Source organism: Novosphingobium sp. 11B (assembly GCF_054589055.1).
In genome coordinates, this window is the sequence record NZ_BAAILP010000006.1 from 32,409 (window position 1) to 57,705 (window position 25,297).

Genomic DNA, 25,297 nt, shown 5'->3' on the forward strand with positions numbered 1-25,297 from the left:
CGTCAATTGTTGTTGGACATCGCGGTCGCGGTTGTCGCCACCGGCAGCAATGTCGAATAGATGACGTTCACGAACTTCTGGATATCGGCCAGCGGCGCGTTGGAGACATAGAGCACGTCCTTGTCGCGGATGGGGAAGCTCTGAGCGATGAAGAACGTGGCCGGATCCTTCATGTTGAGGCGGTAGATCACGGGCACCTTGCCGTCAGGCGTCAGCCTTGCGCCGGCTCGGGTGGCGGGGTCGAGGGCAGCGGGGTCTTCCAGCCTGAAGATGAAGACGCCCTTCACGTCCGCACGGGCGTCCTGCAGGCCGGCCACGCGGCCAAGCGCCTGCGCCATCGTCACGCCGGTGGCCTCGAAGGGGATTTCCTCGTTGCGGCCGGTAGCGCCCAGTGCGGTGAAGCTGAAAGGCTGGAACAGCACCGTCATGACATCGTCGGGACGAAGACGCACGTTCTGGCGGGGATCGCGGATGACGGATTCCAGCGGCAGCGCGCTGACCTTCATCCCGCGCGTGATCTGGATCGTCATCTTGCCGACGGGCTGGCGCACCCCTCCGGCACTGGCCAGTACGTCGAGAATGCGCTCGCCCCGCGCGGTCAGGGGCACGCGCGCGCTCGTCGCCACGTCGCCCACCACGGTGACGGTCGCGGCCGCATTACGAATCAGGCGCACCACGGTCTGCGGCTGATGGGCCTTCCCGCGCAGGCGTGCGGTGATCTCGCGCGCGATGTCTTGCGGGGTGCGGTCCGCCGCGCGCACAGTGCCGACGAACGGAATGGTGATCTGGCCATCGCTGTCCACCATCTGCTCGGGCAGGGAGGTGCCGCGCGCCGTTGTCCCGCCCGAAAGCGCGGAGGATGCGGATGCGGTGGGGCTGGACAGACGGCTTTCGGCTCCCACGCTGCCGAATAGCGCGGCCGGCGGCGCTTCCCAGATGGCGATGTCGAGCACGTCGCCCCGGCCGATGACCGAGCCGATCGGCTGCCCGTCGCCCAGCTCCTCGGAGAACAGGGACTGGCGATTGCTGGCGAGCACCGTGCGCGCGACGGCATCCGTCACATCGATCACCTGGATCGCCCCTTCGGCCAAGCCCTGTTCCTCAAGCCTGCCTACCGCGCGCGCGGAAGGCCCGGCGGCAGGCGCCATGGCGCAGGCCCCCAGCGATGCCGCAAGAGCGCCACTTGCAATGAAGCGGGTGACGATAACTGATATTTTCATGGGGAATTCAGCCAAATATTGGACGTGCTCGGGCGTCGGCATGTTGCGAGGACCTATGGCGCAATCCCCGGTGTAGATCAAGGCGGCAAGGACTGCGACGGCTCGCGCTCCCGGTGCGACGGCACGGTCTGCCGCAGCCTTTCTTCACTGGACGCAAATCGGACTTCCGGGTAGTGGCTGGCGCTTGCCTGCAACCTTCGCCGGCGGATATCAGCGCAAGGTTGTCGAGTGATGGACAAAGACGATGCGATCGCGCATCCAGCCAGCGGTGACGGTCAGGAAAATCTGGGCGCAGCATTACGGAACTCTCGAACTTTGAATATTCTAGACAAGATGCGCCGCATCAAGCCGCTGTTCTTCGTCACTGTGATCGTTCCGGTATTTCTGGCGATCCTCTATTACGGGGTCTTCGCCTCGAACGTGTACATCTCAGAATCCCGCTTCATCGTGCGCAGCCCGGACAAGCCGGCTACCACGGGTCTGGGCGTCCTGCTCAAGAGCACCGGCTTCGCCAATGCCGGGGACGAGATCTATGCGGCGCAAAGCTACGTGCTTTCGCGAGACGCACTACAGGCGCTGAACGGCAAGGACGCCTTCGTGAAGGCCTATACCGGGCCGGACGTCTCGATCTTCGACCGGTTCAATCCGACCGGCTTCTCCAGCTCGGGCGAGGATCTTTACGACTACTACGAAAAGCAAGTGAAGATCGACCAGGACACCACGTCTTCGATCGTCACTATGACCGTGCGCGCCTTTACCCCACAGGACGCCCGCCGCTTTAACGAACAGCTTCTCGAAATGGCGGAAGCCACCGTCAACAAACTGAATACGCGCGGCAAGCAGGATCTCATCCGCTTCGCCCAGACCGAAGTGGACGATGCCAAGGCCAAGTCGCAGGACGCCGCCGTGGCGCTGTCCTCCTACCGCAACCAGGCGGGCGTGGTCGATCCGGAGAAGCAGGCGCAGATCCAGATTCAGATGGTGTCCAAGCTGCAGGACGAACTGATCGCCACGCGCACCCAGCTGCGCCAGTTGCGCGCCTTCACGCCGCAGAACCCGCAGATCGAGGTGCTCGACGTCCGCGCCAAGGGCCTCGCCGCCGAGATCGACGACCAGCTCGGCCAGGTAGCGGGCAGCAGCAAGTCGCTGTCCTCGCGCGTGGCCCGCTACCAGCGGCTGTTCCTGGAAAGCCAGTTCGCCGACAAGCAGCTGGCCAGCGCGATGGCCTCCCTCGAGGAAGCCCGTAACGAGGCCCGCCGCAAGCAGGCTTACGTGGAACGCATCGTGCAGCCCAACCTGCCCGACGATCCGCTAGAACCGCGCCGCCTGCGCGGCATCCTCTCGACCCTGATCCTGGGCCTTGCCGCTTGGGCCATCATCAGCATGCTGGTTGCCGGAATGCTGGAGCACCGGGACTGAGTTGCGCACCATGCGGTCACACCTTGCTGAAGTGGGTCGAAGCGCATCGGTGCAGGGGCGGGTGGTCTACGCCCTCCTCATGCGTGAGATCCTGACCCGCTACGGGCGGCACAACATCGGCTTCCTGTGGCTGTTCGTGGAGCCGATGCTGTTCACGACCGGCGTTACCGTCTTGTGGACGCTGACCCAGGCGCTGCACGGATCGTCCCTGCCGATCGTCGCCTTCGCGCTCACCGGCTATTCCAGCGTGCTGCTCTGGCGCAACATGCCCGCACGCTGCATCGGCGCAATCGATCCGAACCTGGCGCTGATGTATCACCGCAATGTGCGGGCGATCGACATCTTCCTGGCCCGCGTGCTGCTGGAAGCGGGCGGCGCTACGATATCGTTCGTCACGCTCAGCCTGTTCTACATCTACATCGGGTGGCTAGATCCGCCGGCGGACATCCTGACCGTCGCGGGGGGCTGGCTGATGATCGCGTGGTTCGGCGCCGCGCTGGGCATGACGCTTGGCGCGCTGTCGGAAAAGAGCGAGATGGTGGAGCGCCTCTGGCACCCCATCTCCTACCTCGCATTCCCGCTGTCCGGCGCCGCCTTCATGGTCGATGCCCTGCCCCCGGCCGCGCGCAAGTACATCCTATATGTGCCGATGGTGAACGGGGTCGAGATCGTCCGCCAGGGCTATTTCGGCGAGCAGGTGCGCGTGCACTACGACTTCTTCTACATGCTCGCCTGCTGCGTGGGCCTGACCTGGCTGGCGCTCTCGCAGATCGAGGTGGTGAACCGGGGGGTCACGCCGGAATGATCTCGGTCGATAACGTGCACAAGATCTACCCCACCCGCGCGGGCGACCGGGTGGTGCTGAAGGATGTCTCGTTCACTCTCGCCCGGGGGGAAAAGCTGGGCGTGCTGGGCCGCAACGGCGCGGGCAAGTCCACGCTGGCACGCCTGATCAGCGGCGCGGAGCGGCCCACCTCCGGCACGGTCGAACAGGGCATGTCGGTATCCTGGCCGCTGGCTTTCGGCGGAGCGTTCCAGAACGCCCTCACCGGCCTCGACAACGTCCGCTTCATCAGCCGGATCTACAAGCAGGACTACCAAAGCAACATCGATTTCGTGGCCGATTTCACGGAACTGGGCCTCTACCTGCGCGAACCCGTGCGCTCCTATTCGCAGGGCATGCGCGCGCGCCTGGCCTTCGCGGTCTCGATGATAATCGAGTTCGACTGCTACCTGATCGACGAAGTGAGCGCGGTGGGCGATGCCCGCTTCCACGAGCGCTGCGAGGTGGAGCTGTTCCAGAAACGCGCTGACCGGGCGATGCTCATCATCTCCCACGATCCCGAATACGTGCGCAAGCACTGCGACCGCTTCGCCGTGCTTCACGAAGGCGACATGACGTTCTACCCCGACTTCGAGCAGGCTTACGATCGCCACTTGCGCATCCTGCACGGAGAGGCGTGACGAAGCGCCCGATTTCCGGGTCCGGGTGGCCCCTTCCGGTTCATTGATATCCTGCATCGGTTGTGGAATGGTGAACGCTCGCAGGAACGGAGGTCCCTCCGTGACGTGCCGGCTGATACCCCCTGGCAGGCCCCGATCCCGCCGCGTCAATCATGCCGGAGCTGCAGCGAAGAGGCCGTGATGAACCCAAGTACCCCCCCGCTGGAAATCGACTTTACCCGCCCCGGACCGGCATGGCCGGACTTTCTCCTTTCCCTCGACGGGTTCTCCGGAACCGAGCCCATCGGCCGCTGGACCGATGGCGAGACCGCCCGGATCGTCCTGGCCGCAGACCCGACGCGACCGCGCGATCTGGTGCTGGTACTGGACGCTTCCCCCTTCGTCGCCCCCGGCATCGGCACCCAGGGCATCACTGTTACCGTGAACGGCAGGAAGGCCGCCGATCTAACCTTCTCCCGGCACTTCCGGCGCGAGCGGATCGAGGTGCGGGTTTCGCTGGCCGAGGACGCCGCCGAAGCCCCGCTCGAGATCGGCATCGGCATCCGCCATCCCGCCCAGCCCTCGCAGCACGGCATGGGCGACGACGGGCGCCATCTGGGCCTGCTGATCGCCGGGCTGACGGTGAAGGCCACGCCGCCGCGCAGCACCAGTCCCTACAGCGGACTGCCCGCGCACCAGTTCTGGCGTCGGTCGATCTCCGCGGTCGAACACCATCGCATCGACCCCGTCACGCAGACCCGCTTCAAGATCGGGAAGAATGCCCGCGTCGGCACCGCCGGAAGCTGTTTTGCGCAGCATATCTCCCGCCGGATCATGGCATCGGGGTTCAACTACCTCGTCACCGAGGCGGGCGAGGGCATCGACGAGCCGCAGCGCGTCAGGAACAACTACGGCACGTTCTCGGCCCGCTACGGCAACGTCTACACTACCGTGCAACTGCTCCAGCTGTTCGAGGAGGCGTTCGGGCAGCGGGTGCCGCGCGATCGCGCCTGGCCCCGTCCCGACGGCCGCTTCATCGACCCCTTCCGTCAGCAGATCGAGCCTGACGGCTTCGCCGACGAGGCGGCCGTCATCGCCGAGCGCGACCGGCACCTCGCTGCCGTGCGCCGCCTGTTCGAGGATACCGACATCTTCGTGTTCACGCTGGGGCTGACCGAAGCCTGGCGATCGCGCGAGGACGGTTCGGTGTTCTCCGCCGCCCCCGGCGTCGTGGGCGGAGCGTTCGACGAAAGCCGGCACGAATTCGTCAACTTCGACTTGGCCGAGACTTACGGCGCGCTGGAAACCTTCCTGGAGAAGTTCCACGCCCTCAACCCCGGCGCGCGCGTTCTGCTGACCGTCTCGCCGGTGCCGCTGATCGCCACCTACGAGCCGCGCTCGGTCCTCGTGTCCACTACCTACAGCAAGTCCGTACTGCGCGTGGCCGCGGAAATGGCGCTGAAGCGTTTCGACTGGGTGGACTATTTCCCGTCCTACGAGATCATCACCGGCAGCTTCTCCGGGGGGCTCTATTACGAGGACGACCGCCGCGAAGTGAATGCGCTGGGCGTGTCCCACGCCATGCGCTGCTTCATGCAGAACTACATCGAAGGCCGCGATCCCAAAGCGGCGGCCGTCGCCCCCGAAGCCGTGCGCAAGGCGTCCGCCGCCGGCATCGTGTGCGACGAGGAAATCATGGACAGCGCAAGAGCATGAATTCTTCCATGGAGCAGTGGCTCGTCATTTCGAACTGCCAGACCTTCGGCCTCGCCAACTGCCTGCAGGCGCAGGTGGCAGACGTGCAGGTAACCGGTGTGGATACTCTTCTCTTCAACTCCGACCCCGATCGCTTCAACGCGGACATGGACAAATACAGCACGCTGTTCATCTCCGATGGTGTGAAGGCCGAAATCCCGTCCGCGCGGATCGATGCCATCGCGGACCATGTCGCCCTGCCGATGCTCACCTTCCGGGCCTTCCATCCCGATCTGGTGTACCTCCAGCACGATGGCCGCCCGGTGGTAGGCCCGGTCGGCGATTATCACTCGGCGATCGCCTATGCCTGCTTCCGCGCCGGGTTGAGCGTTGCCGATACTGCGGCCCGGTTCAACGGCAGCTTCCTTGAGCGCTGCGGTTACATGGCCATGTGGGTGCCCGAGCGCGACCGCCTGGTGGACGAGATGGCAGACTTCGGCCTCGACATCGCCGCCCCGATCCGGACATGGGGGCGCCACGGCGCGTTCATGTTCAGCATCAACCATCCGTGCATTCACGTCTTGCATAACATCGCATCAGAACTGCTGCGCGCAGGCGGGCGCACTCCCGTTTCCGGTGGGATCGTGCCGCACGATAACCTCGCCACCGGCGCGGCCTTCGCGGTCTACCCGGAAATCGGAGAGGCACTGGGCGTGCCGGGAAGCTATGCATTCAAGGACGTCGGCAGCTATCGCCCCATCGACCTCGAAGACTTCATCGCCGGCTGCTTCGCAAGCTACGGGCGGATCGGTGCCGCCTCGATCGCCCCGCACCCCCAATTCGCGCAGCAGGTGGACTACGTCGAAGCGCTGATCTGACGGGAGTCATTCCGGCGCGGCCGCCCGGGCGACCCGCCGGAAGCGATTATTTATAAATACATAATTGCCATAACAAGTAATTTCCTTGATTATACCGCCTATATAAAGATCGACGTCGGCATCGCTCCGTCATGCTATCTCGAATTCATATGTCCGGCAGGCGGTGAATATATGATCAACATACCTCTCGAGAACAAGGAAGATGCTTCTAGGCTCATTGCTGATTACTTGTATTCCCTGCTAGCGGACGGGTCTCCCAATCCTGAATGGGGGAAGATCGCGTTCCTGCGCTCCATCGACCCTACGAGCCGCGTTCTCGATCTGGGCTGCGGTAACAACTCACCGAAATTCACGAAGGATGTTATTCCCGAGTGCCACTACATCGGGATCGATGTGGAAAATTACAATCAGTCGTCCGAACGATTTGCGGACGAATACATGATCGTAAGGTCAGCGAATTTCCGCAGTGCGATTGAACTCTACGAAAACAGCATCGATGCGGTGATATCCTCGCACAATATCGAGCATTGCGAAGATCGTTACGGCACGACCGAGGCGCTTGCCCGGTCGCTAAAAGTCGGCGGGAAAGCCTACGTCTCCTTCCCCGCCGGGGACAGTACCGCCTTCCCCAACAGGTCGGGCACGCTGAACTACTACGACGATGAAGGCCATGTATCGGAGCCGCCGGATTTCGGCAGGATCATCTCCATCCTGACCGGCAACGGGATGAAGATCCTCTACGCGACGACGCGCTATCAACCGCCCATCCACTGGATCCTCGGCCTCGGCAACGAGGATCTGTCCGCCAGCACCGGCGAAATCAAGGACGGGACATGGTGCTACTGGGGTTTCGAGTCCGTCATCTGGGCCGAAAAGGTGGAGGGACCGCGCGGCAACGGACTCGCCACCTCGGAGTTTTGACGGCCAGCCCCGGCGGGCCGCTTGCGCGGCCGCCAGGGTGCTAATCCATCGTCAGGAAGCTGTTTCCAGCGCTTCCCCGGCGGTGCGCAGCGAGCACATTTCCCAGATCGCACAGGAGATATGGTAGAGCGAACTGCCGGGAGCCAGTTCCTCGATGAAACTGCCGTCCTCATTCATCTTGTCGCGCCACAGGTGCTGCGCTTCGGGCAGGAAGTACTTGCTGAGGCCCGTCCAGGCATCGGCGACTTCCTGCAGGTCTTCGTCGGCTCCGGTGCGGTGATAGCGCACGACCGCCACCTTGAGGCGCTCCGTCTGGGGCCACAGACGGGCCTTGCCGTTGACCACGTTCCCGTCGGTCAGCACTTCGTTGATGGCTACCCCACGCTGCGCATCGATGCCGTGGCGGCGGCCGAAAGCGGTCATCGCATCAGAAACGGCAACGGCGCCCGGGGCACCGGAACGGGCCAGACGCTCGAACAGCCATGCCCATTCGAAGCAGTGGCCCGGCTCGGCGATGCGGCCTTCGTCGCCGGGTGCGGGGGTCCAGTCCTCGCCGAAGTGTTCCAGCAGCGCGCCCGATACCGGATCGACCAGCCGGGTCCGGCACAGGTCCGCTACCGCCAGCGCAGCCTCGCCGAAACGCTTACGGCCGCTCGCTTCGTGCAGCGCGCTGAACGCCTCGAACAAGTGCATGTGAGGGTTCTGTCGGCGCACGGACGGATCGACGATCTCACCCTCGCTGAATCCGCCCTCGGGATGTGTCCAGTTCGCCTCGATCGTGTCGAGCAGCGCCTCGGCCTCGTCGAAGAACGATTCCTCGGCCAATGCCCCACCCGTAGTGCCCAATGCGAACAGGACGAAGGCCTGATCGTAGAGGTCGGCCCGGCCATCGAGAACAGCGGCGTCGCGGTCCAGCCGATGGACGTAGAAGCCATCAGGGCGCCTGGCCTTCGCGATGACGACGCGCATCGTCTCGCCCACCAACTCACGCCAGGGGCCGGTCCAGCCCGCCCTGCCCGCCGCGACCATCGAATAGATGTGCCGCGCCTGCACGAACGTGCGGAAATACTCGTCGTTCGGAATGCCGTCGAGCGTCATCCGCTCGGCGAACAAGCCGGATGCAGTGCGCCCACGGCTGCTCCATACCGGCGCCGCCACGTCGATCAGCCAGGCGCGGGCTTCATGCTCAAGTTCCAAGATAGGCTGCTTCATGTCGTGACTTCCTTGCAATCCGTCTGGCTGACGAGGTGGAGGGCGACGAAATCGCGTAAGTTTTTGCCCGCGAACTTGTGCCCGGCGATGCCTGCGGCCCGCGCGGCGGCAAGGTCGGTGTCCTGATCGCCGACAAGGAGGCTCGCCGGGACATCTATGTCCCAGTGCTCCATCAGGTCCAGCAGCATTCCCGGCTCCGGCTTGCGCCACGGATGAGCGCGGCTGTACTCGTCTACCGTGCCATCGGGATGGTAGGGGCAGAAGCGCCAGTCGTCGATGTGTGCGCCGTGCGCGCGCAATTGCGCATTCATCCAGTCGAACAGCGCCGTAACGTTTTCGACCGGATAATAGCCCCGCGCGACGCCGGCCTGATTGGTGACCATGAAAACGTAGTAGCCCAGGTCGTTGGCGAGGCGCACGGCCTCCATCGCGCCGTCGATCCAGCGGAAGCGGTCGGTCGTCCCGACATAGCCCTCGTCATGGTTCAGCACGCCGTCGCGATCGAGGAAGAGGGCGGGCCGGCGACGCTGCGCGGGCACTTCGACCTGGCTGCGGTCATACGATTCCGGCACGCCGATGTCGAGGAAGTATCCCTCGAAGGCGCGCGCGCGCAGCTTGCCCGCCGCCGCCAGCCGGGGCAGCACGTCCTCTTCGATCGAGAAGCGCTCGCCCAGCCCGCGCACATGATCGCGTGACAGGCAGTAGGCGCCGCCGTTGACGTAGAACGGCGCGGCAAGCGCCTGTCCGCGCGGCACGACCGCCCTCACCTGCCCGTCGGCTTCGAAGTCGATGGTCTCGTAGCGGTCCGCCATTGGTACCGCGCGCACCGCCAGCGATGCATTTTCCGGCCCCTCGCCCACGAAATCGGCGCTGCACAGCGCGTTCCAGTTGCAGTCGAACCAAGTATCCCCGTTCAGCAGCAGGAACCGCTCATCCAGCACCGGCAGCGCATTGGCGACGGCGCCCCCGGTGCCCAGCGGCTCGGGCTCCACCACCACGTCAATGGTGTGCCCCGGCGGCAGCGCGGCGCGCAGGGCATCGACGAAAGCGAACACCCGTTCGGACTTGTACCCCGCCAGCAGCAGCACCTTTCGGAAGCCCTGCCGCCACGCCTCACGAACGAGCAGCTCGATAAAAGGCGTGCCGCCCACCGGCAGTAGCGGCTTGGGCGTCTCCCGGGTCAGGCTGCCCAGGCGGGTGCCCAACCCGCCCAGCAGGATCGCGCATTGATCGACCATCAGCGGTGCTCCTCCGCGCCTGCCGTGGCCGACGTCATTCCGGAACCACCCAGGCTTCAACGCCTTCGAACGTCAGCCGCACGGCACTGGCGTTGCCGCCGGCATCGTTCAGCGCCTCGATCAGATGATGGCGCAGCGAGGGGTCGGCCAGCAGCATGATGAAGCCGCCGCCGCCCGCACCCGAGACCTTGCCGCCCCACGCGCCATTGCGCAGCGCCACGTCCAGCAGGCCGTCGATGGTGCCGTTGGAGATGGTGGTGGCGGTGTTCTTCTTGGCCAGCCATGCCTGCTGCAGCACATCGGCCGTCTGCCGGATCTTGCCGCCCAGCAGCATGGTCTTCATGCGGGTGGCATGTTCCTTGATCTCGTGCATCGAAACGATGGTTTTGTCGTCCATCTGCTTGAGGCCGGAGATCTGGTCCTCGATGATCCGCGCGGATTCGCGCGACTGGCCGCTGAAGCAGATCACAAGCGAGGATTCGAATTCGTTCAGGTATTCGCGATGCAGGCGCAGCGGATTGACGATGACGCCAATGCCGCCCTTCAGGAATTCTATGAAGTTGAACCCGCCGAACGCCGCCGCATACTGGTCCTGCTTGCCGCCGAGCAGGCCCAACTGGACGCGCTCGATGTCATAGGCCATCTCGGCGATGTCGTAAGGGCCGAGCGGCAGCTTGAGCGCGAGCGCGAACGCCTCGATCAAAGCCACGGTCAGCGCCGAGGATGCGCCGAGGCCAGATCCCGCCGGGACGTCGATCGTGGTGGAGATGGTCAGCGGCATCGCCTTGCCGTCGTTGTACCGCTCCATCATCAGCTTATAAGTTGCGCGGTGCAGTACCAGCCCTTCGCGGATGCTGAAATCGAGCGTCGCGGGCAACTCGTCCTCGCTGCCGAGATCGTCGGCGCGGAAAACGATGCGCCCGTCGTCGCGGCTCGCCAGGTGGGCATAGGCATAGCGATCGATGGTGGCATTGAGCACTACGCCGCCGAAGTCGTCGCAATAGGGCAGCAGGTCGGTGCCACCCCCACCCAACCCCAGACGCAACGGCGAGCGCGCGCGCACGTTTCGGTGAATCAGCCGTTCGAACATTTCATCTTCTCGTTTCGATCCAGGGAAAAATCAGAGCGGAACGCCCGCCATCTGTAGCAGCTTGCGCACCGGCCATCGCCGCATTGCACGCTGACGCGACACCAGCCCGTCCAGCCCGATAAGGTTTGCATCGGCGCCCCGGCCTTCTGCGCTGACGCTCAGGCTATAGATGATCGCCGCCTTGCTGCGCCCGGCACCAAGCGCCTTCAGGTAAGTCTGCACCCCGCCTTCGTCGGCTTCGCGCAGCAGCAGCTTGCGATAGGCCATGCGCACGAAATCGTCGCCGTCGAGGGCCGACAGCTGATCCACGGTCAGGATATCGCCTTCGGAACGCGGTGCGTGGGCGAAGGCTTGCGCGACCGACTGCGGCGCATGCTGCCCGTTCGGCGCCGCCTGCGGAGCGGGTCGGCTCCAAGCCTGACGGCGCTTTTCGGGTGCCGCGGCATCCAACGCATGTGCCAGCGTATCGAGCTGTCCGAACCGGGTGACGAGGCCCGCGTGGTCCTTTGCGAAATGCTCCAGTTCGGGCACGATATCGCTCACCTGCCCAGCCCGCAGCGCAGCGATGCGCACGGCGTCGACGATGTCCGCCAAGCCGAGGCCCTGCGCCGCCGCCGCGACCAGGGCGGCAGTCTCACGCGGCTCCGGATCACGGCCGAACCCAGCGACGAAAGCAGCTTCGGGCGAAGAATCGGCTCCCCCCTGCCGGGCAATGCACGTGTCCAGCTGCAGTGAGCCCGCCAGACGTTTGGCAGCCCAGCCCACGAAGGCGGGCGACAGCACGATTTCACCGCGCAAGGTCGCGTAAAGCACGAGGCGGGCGGCCATTAGGTCCGCATTCGCAGCCTTTGCAGAACCCGAAGCGAAGTCCGCCAGACGCAGCTCCGCCGGTGTTGCCTCGCGACCGAGGAATGCCGCGACCCCGACCGCAAGACTTGCGGCCGAAAGCCCCGCCACGGCGCTGACCTTGCCCGCTACCGTGCGCTCGCCCGCCGGTTCCCGCCGTGCCAGCCCGGAACGCAGCGCCACCATATGGATCAATTCGAGATGGGCCTGGGGATCCTTCACGCGGCGCAACGCCGCCTCGGAAAGCAGCAGCCGCAGCAGCACGCGTTCCCGCCCATTCCGCCCACCGAGCAGCGCCTGAAGCTGGGCCTTCCCCGCGCGCGAGGGCACCTGCCCGGTCAGGTCAAGGCTGGCGATATCGAGGAACTCGCTGTCGTCTTCGACCAGCAATGCCCGGTCCACCGCTGCTTCGGAAACGAGTTGCTCGATCACGCGCAGCTTCCATCCGATTGTAGGCAGCGAGATCTTTTCGGCATACCCTGCGGGCAGCCTGTGGCGGAGGCCCGCTTCCAAACGCGAGCGATATTCCTCGCTCTGCACCGCGCCCCGCAAGTGTGCCGTGCGCAGCGTCCCGCGCTCGTCGAGGGGCATGTGCGCGTCCAACTCGCCGGTCCCGGGATTGCGGAACAGCAGGTCGCTGTAGATGGCTTCGTGGAAGGCAGGATAAGGCTCGATCTGCATGATCCGGCGGAACCGGGACCGCCATTCCTTCGCGAAGCTGGGCGGGATGTACGCTGTCGTCTCCAGATTGCCGCTCAGCGCATCGTTAACGAGGCGCGCCGGCAGGGCATCGGGAAACGCCGCCATGAGGTTCAGGGCGACTTCGGTGTTCGACCAGTTGGCCCGCTCGGCCCGGACGATCCACCGTGTCAGCTCATCCTGATGGATTGCAGGCAGCGCCGCCGAAACGAGATGCTCCACAAGCTCTTCCCGGTCGAACTGCCCCATCAGCGACAGCGATGCGAGAATGGCAAGGCGGGCGCGATAGCTGGTGTCGGTTTCCGATCGCGCGGGCGCGCCCACCTTTTCGGTGACGAGCGCTGCGATACCGTCCACGAAAGACTGCCAGGTCGGCAGCGCCAGCGTCTCGATCTCCGCCTGGAGAGCCAGTACGGCGCTGTCGTCCAGCAAGCGGCGCACCGCGTCCTCCAACGCCTGGCCATCCTGAGCCTCGACGCGCAGTTGGCCGTTGGGCTCAAGGTCGAGGATGCTGGGCAGGTCGGCCGTGACGATGCACGGCACGCCCAGCGCCAGGCTTTCAACCGGCGGAGAACCGAACCCCTCGGCCACCGACATGTATATCGATGCCCGGCAATGCATCATGAGATCGCGCAGTTCGTCGTCCGAGGGGCTGTCCACCCAGCGCAGCCACGAATATCGCTCGAAGGCCGCCTCCAACTCGGCCTTGTCAGCCGGCTCCAGCCACCCCATCCGACCCGCGAAACACAGGCGCGCAACATGACCCTCCGCCTGCAACCGCTCGAACGCCCGCAGGATGTGCAGCGACTGCTTGCGTGGCTCCAGCGTGCCGACGACCAGGAATTCCGCAGACGCCGGCGCGGTCTTGCGATACGTGCGCCCAAGACCGTCGGCACCCGGCGCGATCACCCGGTATGTACGCCTGTCACCACGATTGATGCGATTGACGAAGACATCTCGCGTCGTCGTCGAGGTGAAGATGTTGTGGGTATACTTGCGCCGGTTCCCCAGCGACAGGCTGACATTGTCAGCCACACGCCAGTCGGTGGAGAAGAACTCCGAATGGGTCCACGACAGGAAATCGTGGCACAAGTTGAAAATCTTCTCCGGCCGCGTCGCCGCCGCAAAGCTGAAAAATTCGAGGTTCAGCGACTCTTCCAGCGAGATGACCGCCCGGCAGCATTCCAGCGCCTGCTCGACGGAAATCTCGCAGATGATGCGATTGCGGGCGGACAGTAGCCCGATCCGACCCGGACTTGGATCGATGCCGAGATCCTCGAACTCGCCCGAAAGGGCGCGCAACACATCGTCGTTGTCCTCGAACAGTTGCCGCACGTTTTCAAAGAAGTCGGGATCAAGGATCCCGATCCGGTCCATGCCCAGTTCCACGAAAGCGATGGTGTCGTCGATGTATGGCCAGCGCGTGCTAAATTCGTAGCATACGCGCTGGATGCCCGTGCGCATCGGATTGGACACAAGATTATTGAAGTTAATCAGGAACTTGTCACGGATCAACGCCTGCGCGAGGCTTGCGGAAGCCTTGTCGGTCATCGTTAGCCCCGCTTGCCGAACAGCATCGACAGCAGATTGCGGGCATAGCGGCCGAAATCGTGCTTTACGGTGAAATCCTCCCAGCCGGGTCCGGGCCGGTCCTCATAGCTTTTCGCGGCGATCATCTCGGCCAGCTGTTCGGCATAGATCGTGGGAGAGGCCTTGTCGTTGACGCGCCGGACCAGCGGCGGCGCCTCGATCGACCGCGCGAGGTTCTCCGACGCGACGCCGTGCATGCCCGCCGACACCGCATCGAGCAGCGCACCTGACACCTGCCCGAACGGGATTTGCCGGATTTGCAGGACGATATCGACCGCTTTCAGGTGCTGGATATAGTCGGCTTCGGACACCGGGCCCTTGATGACGACATGATCCTGCAACCCATACTGCTCGATCCTTTCGCGCAGCTCGTTGCCGAGCGACTTGTCGACCGGGCCGACGAACAGGAACTGGAAGTCGATGCCCCAGTCCAGCAATTCCTTCATCACGAACAGGCACTGCTTCGCGCCCTTCATCATGTGCACTTCGCCGAAGGATGCGATGCACGGCCGCAATGCCGCGATGCCCAGTGCCAGCTTGGCCTGCAGGCGAGCTTCCGGGGTAAGTTCTGATCGCTCGAATGGATAGGGCATGGCTACCGGAAAATAATTCGCATCGATCCCGTAGAGGTCGTGAAGCACCGCTGCCGAGGTCGGGCTGTGGACGATCGTGGGGTTTGCATGCCGCACGATCTCGCGCAGGAAGGGGCGACCGTACTCGGCCAGCCTGCCGATGACCTTCCCGGGATCGGATGCATCGATCGGCGCGCCATGTTCCTGCGAAAGAAGCATGCCGAGCCGCTTGCGTCCATAACGGTGGTTGAGAAAGTCGACCATGTGAGCGTCATGGAGGATCAGTGTTCCACCATGTTCGCACATCATGTCGAAGATCTTCAGGTACATCGGATGATTGCCGAGGACGTAGACGATCGCATCATACCGGTCCGCCTCGAAAGTGGCGTCCAGTCGGTATACCGCGTTCATGCGGGCACGATGCGAGGGCAGCATGTCGCCGTCGGTCCAGATGTCGAGCTGCGCAATTTCCGTTAGTGCCAACGCAAGATCGAGCGAGGAGTGCGGTGGGCCGCCTTTCTGCGGGAAGATTGGCGTGACCAGTGCAATCCTGGGTCTCTCGGGCACGCTGACTGACGGATCCGATGACGCTGCTATCAGCATCTGATCCCAAAATGCGGCATAGTCCGACCCAGACGATAGCTCCGCCGCCGCGGTCGGCAAAGCTGCCAGCTCAGCCAGATCGCGGACCTGAAGGGTATCCCCCACGGCCACGCAGCGGCCGCCGAGCCCCAGCACTTCGGGCATCGATAACGTCTGCGATCTGCCGACAGCGGGAACCAGCACCGCAAGTGACCGAGCTGCAATCCGCCCTAGCAAGGCTGGACCGGGACGCAGCACGGAAACTTCGGGCGCATCTACGGCAGCACTTTCGCTGCAGACCAGAATGCGTGCAGGGTTACGTCTCGTCAGCCCCAGCACCCCGCGCATGATGTCCTTGTTCATCGCCAACGCGCCATCGACCATCAGGACAGGCTGACCACCGGCAAAAAGCACCTCTAGTATGGCCTCGTCCAACCCGTTGCAGGGTGCAAGCAGGCTTGCATCTATAGCAACAGGAACGGCCACCGTTGCCATGAGGCCATCCCCTGCAGCAGAATCGCCCGCAGCCGGACGCATGCGCAGTTCTAGCAGTTGCTTGACACCCACCCCGTCGCCCTGCGGGGCAACGCCTTGATCGGTAACGGCCAGCACTCGTACCATACTGTGGATCGTAGGCTGCACCAATTCGCGCAGGCTAACGTCGGTGACAGTTCCCGCCGGCTCGACGACAAGTACCGTTTCACGACGAAACGGCAAGGAGCGGACAATGTCGAGACCTAAATGCGCGACTGCCAAGGGGATCGGTCGCTCAGCATCCGCATACAGTTCCACGGTACGCTCAGCCAATACAGAAGCTGGAATATTGCTAATAATGGCTGTCAAAATTCGCTCAAGCGGGCCATATTTCGCAGTATGTTTTTGTAGCTGACGTATATCGAAAATAATACGATCAGTCATTTTGCAAAACCCACAGCAATTCCATCAGCTTCACTTTTACATTCACCTATTACATAATTGTAATATAGAAATTCTTTAAATACGACACACTGCAAAACACAAATCGCTTCACCGCATTGAGAATGCCGATTTAGCAGCACTATGCTTGATCGCTTGCCACACAATTTCAACCTCAACAACTGACTTTTCACCAAAGATTCCGGCTGGGCGAGCTTATGATACGACTGAAAGGTACACGTGGATGCGCCTGTTTACCGCTGGCGTTGATGGTGCGTCGATGATTCAATCGCTGCGGGCAATGCAGAGGTCGGCGTGAAACTGTCTAGGCCGTTTGCTATCGGAGATCACCTAAAGCGCCTGTCGGAGACGGGCAAAAGGCAGGCGACCTGCTATCCCCGATGACTCGGGAATTCAGTAAATAATTGATATATAACCATTTTCATGATGGCGTCAGATCGTAACCCGCTCCAGATTGAATAGATGATCGGTCATGGCCAATTACCTGCCAACGGCGGCATCGAGAGGCGGCGTCCCTGCGACGGGCCGTTGAGCCGGTGCGTGCCGACAGCGTAAGTAGCCCCCCCCTTCCCAAACCCGACAGCGAAGATGGAAGCTTCTCCGCCAACACCCCGAATTAACGACACGCCTCGCGCAGGAGAACGGCATCGTCGCATCCTGACGGCTTACCGCCCCTTCCCCGTTGGGCGCCCTTCAGGCATTACGGACAGCGGCTTCCCGGTCGATCGCCTTCCTGATGTCCTTTACAAAGCGCGAATGGCGCACCGCGCCGAGAAACGCGTTCTGGATCAGATTGCCCCAGAAACGGCACGGGCGCTTGATCTGGATGAGCAGGATGTAGCGATCGTCCTCGCTCTCGTTCCAGACTTCATGGTTGAACATGTCGTCGAACAGGAACGACCGGCCATCCTCCCAGTGCATGACGTGGAGGGTCTCCCCCTCCTCGATATGCATGCGGCACTTCTGCGCCTCACGCGGAGCCTTGAGCGCGAGGTGGTAGGTCAGCATGCCCTTGGTCATGCCCCAGTGGCGCGGGATATGCCCGCCCGCTTCCATCACCGAGAAATTGGCGGTGACGAGGCCCGGCACTTTCTCGATCAGCGCCGCCGTCACCGGTGCGCGGGCGGCATTGGCCGGCATGCGGTAGCCGTAGCCCTTAAGGAAGAACGCCCGCCACCGCCGGTCGGCGGCGATGCGGCCGTGGTCGAAGGAAATGTCGCCGAGCGAGGGAATATCCTCGGCCCGGATGCGTGTCGCCTCGTCGCGGATCGCCTGCCAGTTGCGCTCCAGTTCGGCGATCCACGGGAAGAATGCCTTGTCCTGCACTGCAGCGTCGGGGATCAGCGAATTGCGCATGATCACCGCGTCGATCTTCGGGCGCAGTTCCTTGCCGATCTGGAAAAGCGACTTGCCCAGGAAGGGCACTTTCCAGCCCCGCGAATTGAGGGTCTGCTGCCACTTGGTCACGCGCAGCGTCCTAGGCTTCCCGCTTGAGCGAGCGAATCCGCGATCCAAAGATCCGGTCCCAGAACAGCGCGGAGATGGCGAAGTTGCCGTCCTCGCCCACGTAGTGGTGGCGCATGTGGTGGCGCTTGAACATACGGCCGATGCGGCCGCGCATCTGCCACTGGTGGCAGGCGAAATGCACCGCGTCGTACAGCACGTAGCCGGTCATGAACCCCAGCAGCAGCCAGGTTCCCTTCGCCCCCATCAGCGCGAGGCAGGCCAGCCAGATGAGCGAGCCCACCGACACGCTCACCGGCAGGGGCATCAGGCCGCGCAGGGGATCGTTGGGGCTGGCGTGGTGGTTGCCGTGGATCAGGTAGACGAACCAGCGCACCATCGGCACGTCGGATTCCCAGTGGAACAGCCAGCGATGCATCGCGTATTCGAACAGCGTCCACACGAACAGGCCCGCCGCGATCAATCCTGCGGTAGCTAACGGCTCAGGGCCATGGCGCCCGGCACCCTGCCACCCGACCAGCGCGATCAGCGGCAGCATCACCGACCAGCTCAACACGAAGGTTCGCGGCGAGATGAGCGTAAGACTTTCCAGGCGTTCACTTTTGAACAGCCGGATGCGTGACGGACTGGAAACCGGAGTTAGCATTGGCTCCGATGCTGGACAGTAGGAGGGTTTAGCTGTCAAGTCGAAACGCCTCCAGACGCGGTGAACATATGGCAAGAATTGGACGAGTATCGCGCATGGCGCTCCAGCAATGACGGAGGCGTTGGCCAATAGCCTTGGCGGCGAATCGATTCGCATCCTCGTCACCGGGGCATCGGGCGGTCTGGGCGGCGCGGTGGCGCGGTTTTACGCTGCGCCCGGCGCGCGATTGAGCCTCTGGGGGCGGGACCCGGCGCGCCTCGAAACGATCGCAAAGACCTGTCGGGCGGCAGGAGCGCAAGTCCTGATCCGCAGTCTCGACATTGCCGACGTCCCGGCCGCTCTCGCCGCATTGCGAGAGGAGGACGCCGCAGATGCCTTCGATATGGTGCTTTTCTGTTCGGGCCGGGGTGACGTCCGCGCAGCGGATGCCCGCATCGAGGATGCCGCGATGGTTGCGCATCTGGGCATCGTCAACTTCACCGCCCCCGCCGCCATGGCGGCCGCGATCGCCGAACGAATGACGGCGCGAGGACATGGCCGCATCGTCCTCGTCGGCAGCGCGGCGGCATTTCACGCCCTGCCGTTCGCGGCGGCCTATTCGGGCACCAAGGCGGGCCTCGCGCGGTTCGCCGACGCGCTGCGGCTTGCCGCAAGGCCGTATGGGGTCAGCGTCACGCTCGTCTCGCCGGGGTTCATCGACACGGCGGCAGGCCGCAAGGTGCCTGGCCCCAAGCCGATGCTGATGGCACCCGACGCGGTCGCGGCCAGGATCGCGCGCGCAGCCGCTGCGGGCAAGGCGCACCTCGTGCTGCCCTGGCCCTTCACCGTGCTGCACTGGTTCGACCGCCTGCTCCCGCGTCCCCTGCGAGACCGGGTGCTGGCCGGGCTCACGCCTCCCGGGAGGGGCTGACTTCCGGCGAGGCTACAGGTCCCAGCACGGTATCGAGCACTGCATGGTGCAGCTGTGCCGGAGAGAGGTCGATGCGGCGGTTGTCGCCGGGCATGACCTGGCCCTGAGCGTCCATGCGGACCATGACGTAGGGGGTATGCCGCGGTCCGCCCGGCACCGACGCGCCCGGAATGCTCGGCCGGTGATCGCCGAAGAACACCAGCAGCGCAGGACGGCCAAGCGCGGCGAGGCCGGCGGTCAGCGCTTCCAGCATGGCATCGCCGCAGCGCACCAGCCGCATGTAGCCCGCGACCAGATCGGGGCTGCCGCCGCCACGGGCGTCGGGCGCCCAGGGGCCGTGATTCTCGATCGTGACCGCATAGATGAGGCTCGGCTGCGTGGCGGCCTTCGCCCGGGCCAGGATAACCTCGGTCATCGCCGCGTCGGTGACGTAGCGCCCCTCACCCGGCCCCGGAGGCGCGAAATGATCCTCGCCCACCAGTTCGGCAAAACCCCCCGCCGGCATGATCGCGTCGCGCCCGTAGAAGCGCATGTCGTGCGGGTGGACGAACAGCGCCCGCCACCCCGGCAGGCGCGAGGGCAACGCGTATGTCCCCTCCGCGCTCGCGGTCAGGAACGGGTCGTAGAGCCGGAAGCCCAGCGCCGCCTCGTCCCGCCCGAACAGCACGCCGTATTCGGTCCGCATGGTGTAGGCGCCGAAACCGCTGACGTTGAGGTTCCCCCACTGCATAGCGTGAGCCCGCGCTGCCCGCAGCCCGGGCAGCACCAGCGCCGGATCGCCGAACAGCTCGGTGGGATCGGCGAAGCTCTCGCACTGGATGACGACGACAAGTTCGGCCGCATCGGTCGGAGACCGACGATGCGGCTGCGGACACGGCGCCGGGTCGGGCTGCGCCCGCCAGCGCCGCCAGTAAAGTAGCACGGCGGGCAGCAAACCGAGGCGCCCAGTGTCCGCTTCGACCTCGGGCACTCTCGCCACGGTGCTGCGCGGCGAACGCGGCAGCGAAAGCGCGAGGGCGGCCAGCGCCGCCGCCAGCAGCAGCAGCCCCGTGAGATGCGCCTCCGGATCGGCGCGAGAGAGCCAGCCGACCACACCCAGCAGCACCGCCGCCACCAGCGCCGCCGCCACCCGCTGCCACAGGCGCACAGCCGAAAGATAAAACTGTGGATGGCGGAACACCGCACCCACCAGCGCAAGATCGGAAAACAGCAGCGGCTCGCCCAGCATCGCGTGCTTGGCATTGGAGGCGAGAACCAGCAGCGCCTGGACCGCGAGCGCCAGCGCCATGGCCACCACGGCGTTCCCGCAGAGCATCAGGAACAGCCCGTGGAGCGCGCCCGCCATGCAGGCGAGCAGCCACAGCCCCCGCACGCGCCTGATCCCGCGCGGCCGCACGAGCCCGTCGAGCACGGCCGATCCGGCCCAGGTGCCGAGCAGCGTGAGGGCGAATGTCGCGATACCTGTCGTCACCGTCCTGCCGTGTCGTGAGGCCTGCGGGCGAAGCGGCCTGCGGGCGGAGAAAGGCGTGATAGCGGCCCGGCCCTGACGAGGAAAGGCCCTCACCTTCACGATGTTCCCCGTGATGTTCCAAGGGCGCGCGCATACGTCTCCGTCTACATCAGCGACGGCCCGGGCAGGCTTGCCGCCGAACGCCGGGCGCATTAACGCCTTGGCCAAACGCGGCAAAGGAGGCTGAGCCGGACAAGCCAAGCCGCGCACATGACCCATTCCTCGGAGCTTTTTTTCCCGGATGCCGCACCTTTCCCCTCCTCCGGTTACCGCGTCCGGTTCCCGCACGGTACTCCTGCTGCAAGGCCTGATGGGGCCCTTGTTCCGCCGCCTGGGACAGGAACTGATGCGCGCCGGCCATACCGTCCACAAGGTCAACTTCAACGGTGGCGACCGGGCGTTCTGGCGGCTGCCGGGCGGTATCGAGTATCGCGGCACGCTGGAGGAATGGCCCGCCTTCTTCGCGCGGCTGCTGCAAGACAAGGGGGTCACCGACGTCGTCCTGTTCGGCGACTGCCGCGACCATCACATGCCTGCGATCCGGATTGCCCGGGACCTGAGCGTCCCGGTCCACGTCTTCGAGGAAGGCTATATCCGGCCTGACTGGGTCACGCTGGAACTGGGCGGGGTCAACGGCCATTCGCAGCTGCCCCGCGACCCGGCCTGGTATCGCGAAACCGCGGCATCCCTGCCTCCGGTCCCGCCCCATGCGCAAGTCCCGTCCTCGTTCCGGCGCCGCGCGCTGGAAGGGCTCGCCTACAATGCCGCCGACGTGCTCACCCGCTGGCATTACCCGGGCTGGAGCAACCATCGCCCATGGCACCCCGTGGTCGAGGGCATGGGCTGGTGGCGCAAGCTGCGTCGCCGCAAGGAGCGCGAGGCTTCGTCCGCCGACCTGATGGAGAGGCTCGCGCATTCGGGCGCTCCTTACTACCTGTTCCCGCTGCAGCTTGATTCCGATGCGCAGATCCGCCTGCACTCGCCCTTCGCCGGGATCCTGCCCGCCATCCATCAGGTGATCGCCTCGTTCGCCGCCCATGCACCGAGCGACACGCGCCTGGTGGTCAAGGAGCACCCGCTCGACAACGGCGTGCGCGACTGGCGACAGGAGACGAGCGACCTCGCCAAGCGCTTCGGGGTGGAGGACCGCGTCGATTATCTCGCCACGGGCGATATCGTGCCGGTAACGCGCGGCGCGTGCGGGGTGGTTACGATCAACAGCACCAGCGGCACGTTCGCGCTGGCCGCCGGAGTGCCGGTGGTGGTACTGGGCCATGCGGTCTACGACATTGCCCAGATCACCTGCCAGAGCGGCCTCGACGCCTTCTGGACCGATCCGGTTCCCCCTGACCCCGAGACTTTCGGCGCGTTCCGCCGCGTGCTGATCGAACGATGCCTGATCCCCGGCGGTTTCTTCTCCGAAGAAGCCTTGGACAAGGTCGTACGGCATGCCGTGGCAAGGCTCGAAGGGCATCCGATCGCGCCGGAATAGTTCAGGAGCGGCTGCCATCGGTATCACTATCCGGAACCTTTCCGGACGATCTCGATGGCTTGCCGGACTCCTGGTGATTGCCCGCGTTTCCCTTCACGCCATTGTCCCACCGGATGGACAGCAGAGAAAGGGAACGATGAAAATCTGCCGCTATCGGCTACGGTGCGACGATCCCAACGGCGCCGAACCGATCCGCCTCGGCGTCGTGCGCGGGACGCGGGTTCATGACGTCAGTGCGATCACCGACGCACTGCCACCGCTTCGCTGGCCCTTCCCGCCCGGCGACCAGTTCATCGCGCATCTGGACACGCTGCGCCCGCAGATGGAGGCGCTTGCCGACAGCGTCGAGGGCCAGCCGCTTGACACAGTCCTGCTCAGGAACCCGGTCGCCAACCCCGGCAAGTTCGTCTGCGGGGCGGGCAACTTCGAAGAGGTCCTGGCCGCCGGCGGGCACCCGCGCCGCCTCGGCCTGCTGTTCAAGATGACCAGCGCGGCTGCCGGGCCTGCCGACGGGGTGACCCTGCGCTGGCCCGAGCGCACGACCTTCTACGAGATGGAAATCGCCATCGTCATCGGCAAGCAGGGCACCGAAATCCCCGCCGCCAAGGCGCTGGAGCATGTCGCGGGCTATTGCATCGGCCTCGACATGACGATGCAGGGCAGCGAGTTTCCCAGCTTCGGCAAGAGCTTCGACACATATGGCGTCATGGGGCCATGGCTCACCACCCGCGACGAGATCGCCGATCCCGATGCCCTCGACTTTCGCCTCACCGTCAATGGCGAGGACCGGCAGGTGGACAATACCCGCCGCCTCGTCCTTGGCATCGCCGACCTCGTCGAACATGCCGCCTCGGTGATGACCCTGCATCCGGGCGACGTGATCTTCTCCGGCACGCCGCCGCGCTCGGTCGGGCCGGTGGTGCCGGAAGACACCATGCACGCCTGGGCGGAAGGGCTCGGTGCGATGACCGTTGCGGTCACTGGCGGGCCGGGGCGCAGGACACCACTCGACGGAATGGTGCCCTGACGCCTCCCCGTCACGCCATCAGCGTCTCGATCTCGTCAATCGTCGCCTTGAAGTCCGCCACCAGCCCGCGATACGGATCGGGCGCGGTCATATCGAGCCCGGCCTTCTTCAGGATATCGACCGGATCGGCCGAACCGCCTGCGCGCAGCACGTCGAGGTAACGCTCGCGCTCCGCCTTGCCGCCGTTCAGGATCGAATGCGCGAACCACGTCCCCGCCGAGATCGAGGTGGCGTACTGGTAGACGTAGAACGTGCTGTAGAAGTGCGGGATATAGGCCCACTCGATCGCGTAGGGCGCGTCGATCACGAAGTTCGGGCCGTGATAGCGCGTCAGCAGGTCGAGATACACGCGCGTCAGACTCTCGCCCGACAGCCCCTCCCCGGCCTCCGCCATCTCGTGCATCTTCAGCTCGAACTCGGCGAACATAGCCTGCCGGAAGAAGGTGCCGCGCATCCCTTCCAGCCGCATGCCGAGGTAGTAGATCTTCTCTTCCTTCGTCTTCGCCTGCCCCAGCATGTACTCGGTCAGCAGCACCTCGTTGCAGGTGGAGGCGATCTCGGCGGTGAAGATCGGGTAGTCGGACAGCTCGTAGGGCTGCACCGAATCGGCCAGCAGCGAGTGCATCGCATGGCCCCATTCATGCGCGTAAGTGGACAGCCCCTCGTAGTTCTCGCCGAGGTTGAGCAGCAGGTATGGGTGCACACCGTAGGCCGAGCCGTTCATGTATGCGCCGGGGCGCTTGCCGGGACGCGGGAGCGGATCCATCCACTTCGCCGCCGTCGCCGCGCCGAGGCGCTTGACGTAGTCGGGGCCCAGCGGCTCGACGGCCTTCAGGGTGATGTTGCGCATGTCGGTCAGGGTGAACTTGCGCTCCATGCTGACCAACGGCGGGTAGATGTCGTAATAGTGCATGTCCGGCAGCTTCAGCATTTTGCGACGCAGCTCGAACGAGCGGTGAAGCTGCGGCAGACCGGCGTTCGTCTCGGCCACCAGCGTGCGGTAGACGCCCTCGGGCACCGCTCCGGGCGCCAGCGCCATGGCAAGGCAGCTCTTGTAGCTGCGGGCGCGGGCCTCGAACACGTCGCCCTTGAGCTTGGCCGCCATCGCCGCGCCCAGCGAGCTTTCGAACTTGCCCATCTGACCAAAGAAGCCGTCCATCACTGTCTTGCGGTCCGCGCGATTAGGGGCATCACGGGTCAGCGTGTAGCCCTGCGCGTCGAGCGTCGTCTTGCGCCCGTCCGACAGCGCCACCTCGGGCCAGGGAATGTCGGAGGAGAACAACTGCTCGCGGATCGTCTGCGGGCCGGAGAGCGGCGAGGACACCGCCGCCAGCAGCGCCTCGCCTTTCGCATCGAGCGTATGCTCGGCGTCGCGCAGGGTCTTGCGCAGGCCGAAGGCGAAGCGGTTGGCAAGCGCCCTGTCGGCGGCGATGAAGCTCTCGACCTTGTCCTTGCCCAGCTTGAGCGTTTCAGGCGCCGTCCACGCGGTCGCCTCGCCGAAGGCGGCGTAGAGGTCCATGACCTGCGCGTTGCGCTCCTGGTTGGCGGAAACGCGCACGTCCTCGTCCGCCTTCAGCGAGGCGTAGACATAGACGCGGGCGAAGGTCTTCGAGACCTCGGAGATATCCTCCAGCGCCTTGAGCATGGATGGCGCGTCGGTGCCGAAGCTGTCCTTGTAGGCCGCAAGGCGCGGCAGCGCGGCGGCGACTTGCTTGCGCGCGGCATCCCAGGCGTCGAGGCCGGGATAGAGGTCGGTAAGGTCCCACTGCGCGGCGGCTGCATCGGCGGCATGGGCCGTGCCCGCCAGCATCGAGGGCAGCGCCGAGGCGAGAGGAAGCGCGGCGGCAAGGCCGATAGCGCCGCGACGGTCGGTTTCGATCATGGATGTGTCCCTTGCATCCCTGCGC

Annotated in this window: 19 protein-coding genes; 9 read left to right on the forward strand and 10 right to left on the reverse strand. The window is 64.7% G+C overall.

Annotated features, from left to right (window positions below):
- Positions 1–2 precede the first annotated feature (2 nt).
- On the reverse strand, positions 3–1,220 hold the full coding sequence (locus ACYPYD_RS00550; RefSeq protein WP_459661690.1) for a polysaccharide biosynthesis/export family protein: 1,218 nt from the start codon (positions 1,218–1,220) through the stop codon (positions 3–5).
- 333 nt (positions 1,221–1,553) lie between these two features.
- Here ACYPYD_RS00550 and ACYPYD_RS00555 point away from each other — a divergent pair, with 333 nt between their 5' ends.
- The 6 genes from ACYPYD_RS00555 to ACYPYD_RS00580 all read left to right on the forward strand — a co-directional run bounded on the left by ACYPYD_RS00555 (position 1,554) and on the right by ACYPYD_RS00580 (position 7,576).
- Positions 1,554–2,639: a hypothetical protein gene (locus tag ACYPYD_RS00555; protein ID WP_069708490.1), complete on the forward strand. Its 1,086-nt coding sequence runs from the start codon at positions 1,554–1,556 to the stop codon at positions 2,637–2,639.
- 10 nt (positions 2,640–2,649) lie between these two features.
- On the forward strand, positions 2,650–3,444 hold the full coding sequence (locus ACYPYD_RS00560; RefSeq protein ID WP_069709239.1) for an ABC transporter permease: 795 nt from the start codon (positions 2,650–2,652) through the stop codon (positions 3,442–3,444).
- Entirely contained in the window at positions 3,441–4,103 is a 663-nt protein-coding gene (locus ACYPYD_RS00565; RefSeq protein ID WP_069708491.1) for an ABC transporter ATP-binding protein, read from the forward strand. The genes ACYPYD_RS00560 and ACYPYD_RS00565 overlap by 4 nt, the downstream gene beginning before the upstream one ends.
- A 180-nt stretch (positions 4,104–4,283) precedes the next feature.
- A complete protein-coding gene (locus ACYPYD_RS00570; RefSeq protein ID WP_231957994.1) occupies positions 4,284–5,798 on the forward strand; it encodes a GSCFA domain-containing protein in 1,515 nt (504 codons plus the stop codon).
- Positions 5,795–6,655 carry a WcbI family polysaccharide biosynthesis putative acetyltransferase gene (locus tag ACYPYD_RS00575; RefSeq protein ID WP_069708492.1) on the forward strand — a complete coding sequence of 287 codons (861 nt, stop codon included), beginning with the start codon at positions 5,795–5,797 and terminating at the stop codon, positions 6,653–6,655. Before ACYPYD_RS00570 ends, ACYPYD_RS00575 begins: the two co-directional genes overlap by 4 nt.
- A gap of 171 nt (positions 6,656–6,826) precedes the next feature.
- Positions 6,827–7,576: a class I SAM-dependent methyltransferase gene (locus ACYPYD_RS00580; RefSeq protein WP_069708493.1), complete on the forward strand. Its 750-nt coding sequence runs from the start codon at positions 6,827–6,829 to the stop codon at positions 7,574–7,576.
- 51 nt (positions 7,577–7,627) lie between these two features.
- Here the strand turns inward: ACYPYD_RS00580 and ACYPYD_RS00585 are convergent, their stop codons facing one another.
- The 7 genes from ACYPYD_RS00585 to ACYPYD_RS00615 all read right to left on the reverse strand — a co-directional run bounded on the left by ACYPYD_RS00585 (position 7,628) and on the right by ACYPYD_RS00615 (position 18,361).
- Positions 7,628–8,788, reverse strand: coding sequence for an AGE family epimerase/isomerase (locus ACYPYD_RS00585; protein WP_459661691.1), 1,161 nt, complete (start codon positions 8,786–8,788; stop codon positions 7,628–7,630).
- Positions 8,785–10,026: an HAD-IIIA family hydrolase gene (locus ACYPYD_RS00590; protein WP_069708495.1), complete on the reverse strand. Its 1,242-nt coding sequence runs from the start codon at positions 10,024–10,026 to the stop codon at positions 8,785–8,787. The genes ACYPYD_RS00585 and ACYPYD_RS00590 overlap by 4 nt, the downstream gene beginning before the upstream one ends.
- Positions 10,027–10,060: 34 nt before the next feature.
- Positions 10,061–11,116: a GHMP family kinase ATP-binding protein gene (locus tag ACYPYD_RS00595; RefSeq protein ID WP_069708496.1), complete on the reverse strand. Its 1,056-nt coding sequence runs from the start codon at positions 11,114–11,116 to the stop codon at positions 10,061–10,063.
- A 30-nt stretch (positions 11,117–11,146) separates the two neighbouring features.
- Positions 11,147–14,212, reverse strand: coding sequence for a glycosyltransferase (locus tag ACYPYD_RS00600; RefSeq protein ID WP_459661692.1), 3,066 nt, complete (start codon positions 14,210–14,212; stop codon positions 11,147–11,149).
- A 2-nt stretch (positions 14,213–14,214) separates the two neighbouring features.
- Positions 14,215–16,323: a glycosyltransferase gene (locus ACYPYD_RS00605; RefSeq protein ID WP_156799859.1), complete on the reverse strand. Its 2,109-nt coding sequence runs from the start codon at positions 16,321–16,323 to the stop codon at positions 14,215–14,217.
- 711 nt (positions 16,324–17,034) lie between these two features.
- Positions 17,035–17,808 carry an aspartyl/asparaginyl beta-hydroxylase domain-containing protein gene (locus tag ACYPYD_RS00610; RefSeq protein ID WP_069708500.1) on the reverse strand — a complete coding sequence of 258 codons (774 nt, stop codon included), beginning with the start codon at positions 17,806–17,808 and terminating at the stop codon, positions 17,035–17,037.
- A 10-nt stretch (positions 17,809–17,818) separates the two neighbouring features.
- Positions 17,819–18,361 carry a sterol desaturase family protein gene (locus tag ACYPYD_RS00615; protein ID WP_459661693.1) on the reverse strand — a complete coding sequence of 181 codons (543 nt, stop codon included), beginning with the start codon at positions 18,359–18,361 and terminating at the stop codon, positions 17,819–17,821.
- Between the two features lie 211 nt (positions 18,362–18,572).
- On the opposite strand from ACYPYD_RS00615, the gene ACYPYD_RS00620 reads away from it, so the two are divergent.
- The gene (locus ACYPYD_RS00620; protein WP_459661694.1) at positions 18,573–19,361 is read left to right on the forward strand and encodes an SDR family NAD(P)-dependent oxidoreductase; all 789 of its coding nucleotides are present in this window, start codon (positions 18,573–18,575) and stop codon (positions 19,359–19,361) included.
- Here the strand turns inward: ACYPYD_RS00620 and ACYPYD_RS00625 are convergent.
- On the reverse strand, positions 19,339–20,832 hold the full coding sequence (locus ACYPYD_RS00625) for an LTA synthase family protein (RefSeq protein ID WP_231957995.1): 1,494 nt from the start codon (positions 20,830–20,832) through the stop codon (positions 19,339–19,341). The two genes, ACYPYD_RS00620 and ACYPYD_RS00625, sit on opposite strands and share 23 nt — an antisense overlap.
- A gap of 349 nt (positions 20,833–21,181) precedes the next feature.
- Here ACYPYD_RS00625 and ACYPYD_RS00630 point away from each other — a divergent pair, with 349 nt between their 5' ends.
- Positions 21,182–22,363 carry a capsular biosynthesis protein gene (locus tag ACYPYD_RS00630; protein ID WP_156799860.1) on the forward strand — a complete coding sequence of 394 codons (1,182 nt, stop codon included), beginning with the start codon at positions 21,182–21,184 and terminating at the stop codon, positions 22,361–22,363.
- 136 nt (positions 22,364–22,499) lie between these two features.
- Positions 22,500–23,390 (forward strand): fumarylacetoacetate hydrolase family protein, encoded by an 891-nt coding sequence (locus ACYPYD_RS00635; protein ID WP_069708504.1) that lies wholly within the window; start codon positions 22,500–22,502, stop codon positions 23,388–23,390.
- A 10-nt stretch (positions 23,391–23,400) separates the two neighbouring features.
- On the opposite strand, the gene pepF is transcribed toward ACYPYD_RS00635, so the two are convergent.
- Entirely contained in the window at positions 23,401–25,272 is a 1,872-nt protein-coding gene (pepF, locus tag ACYPYD_RS00640) for an oligoendopeptidase F (RefSeq protein ID WP_069708505.1), read from the reverse strand.
- Between the last annotated feature and the right edge of the window lie 25 nt (positions 25,273–25,297).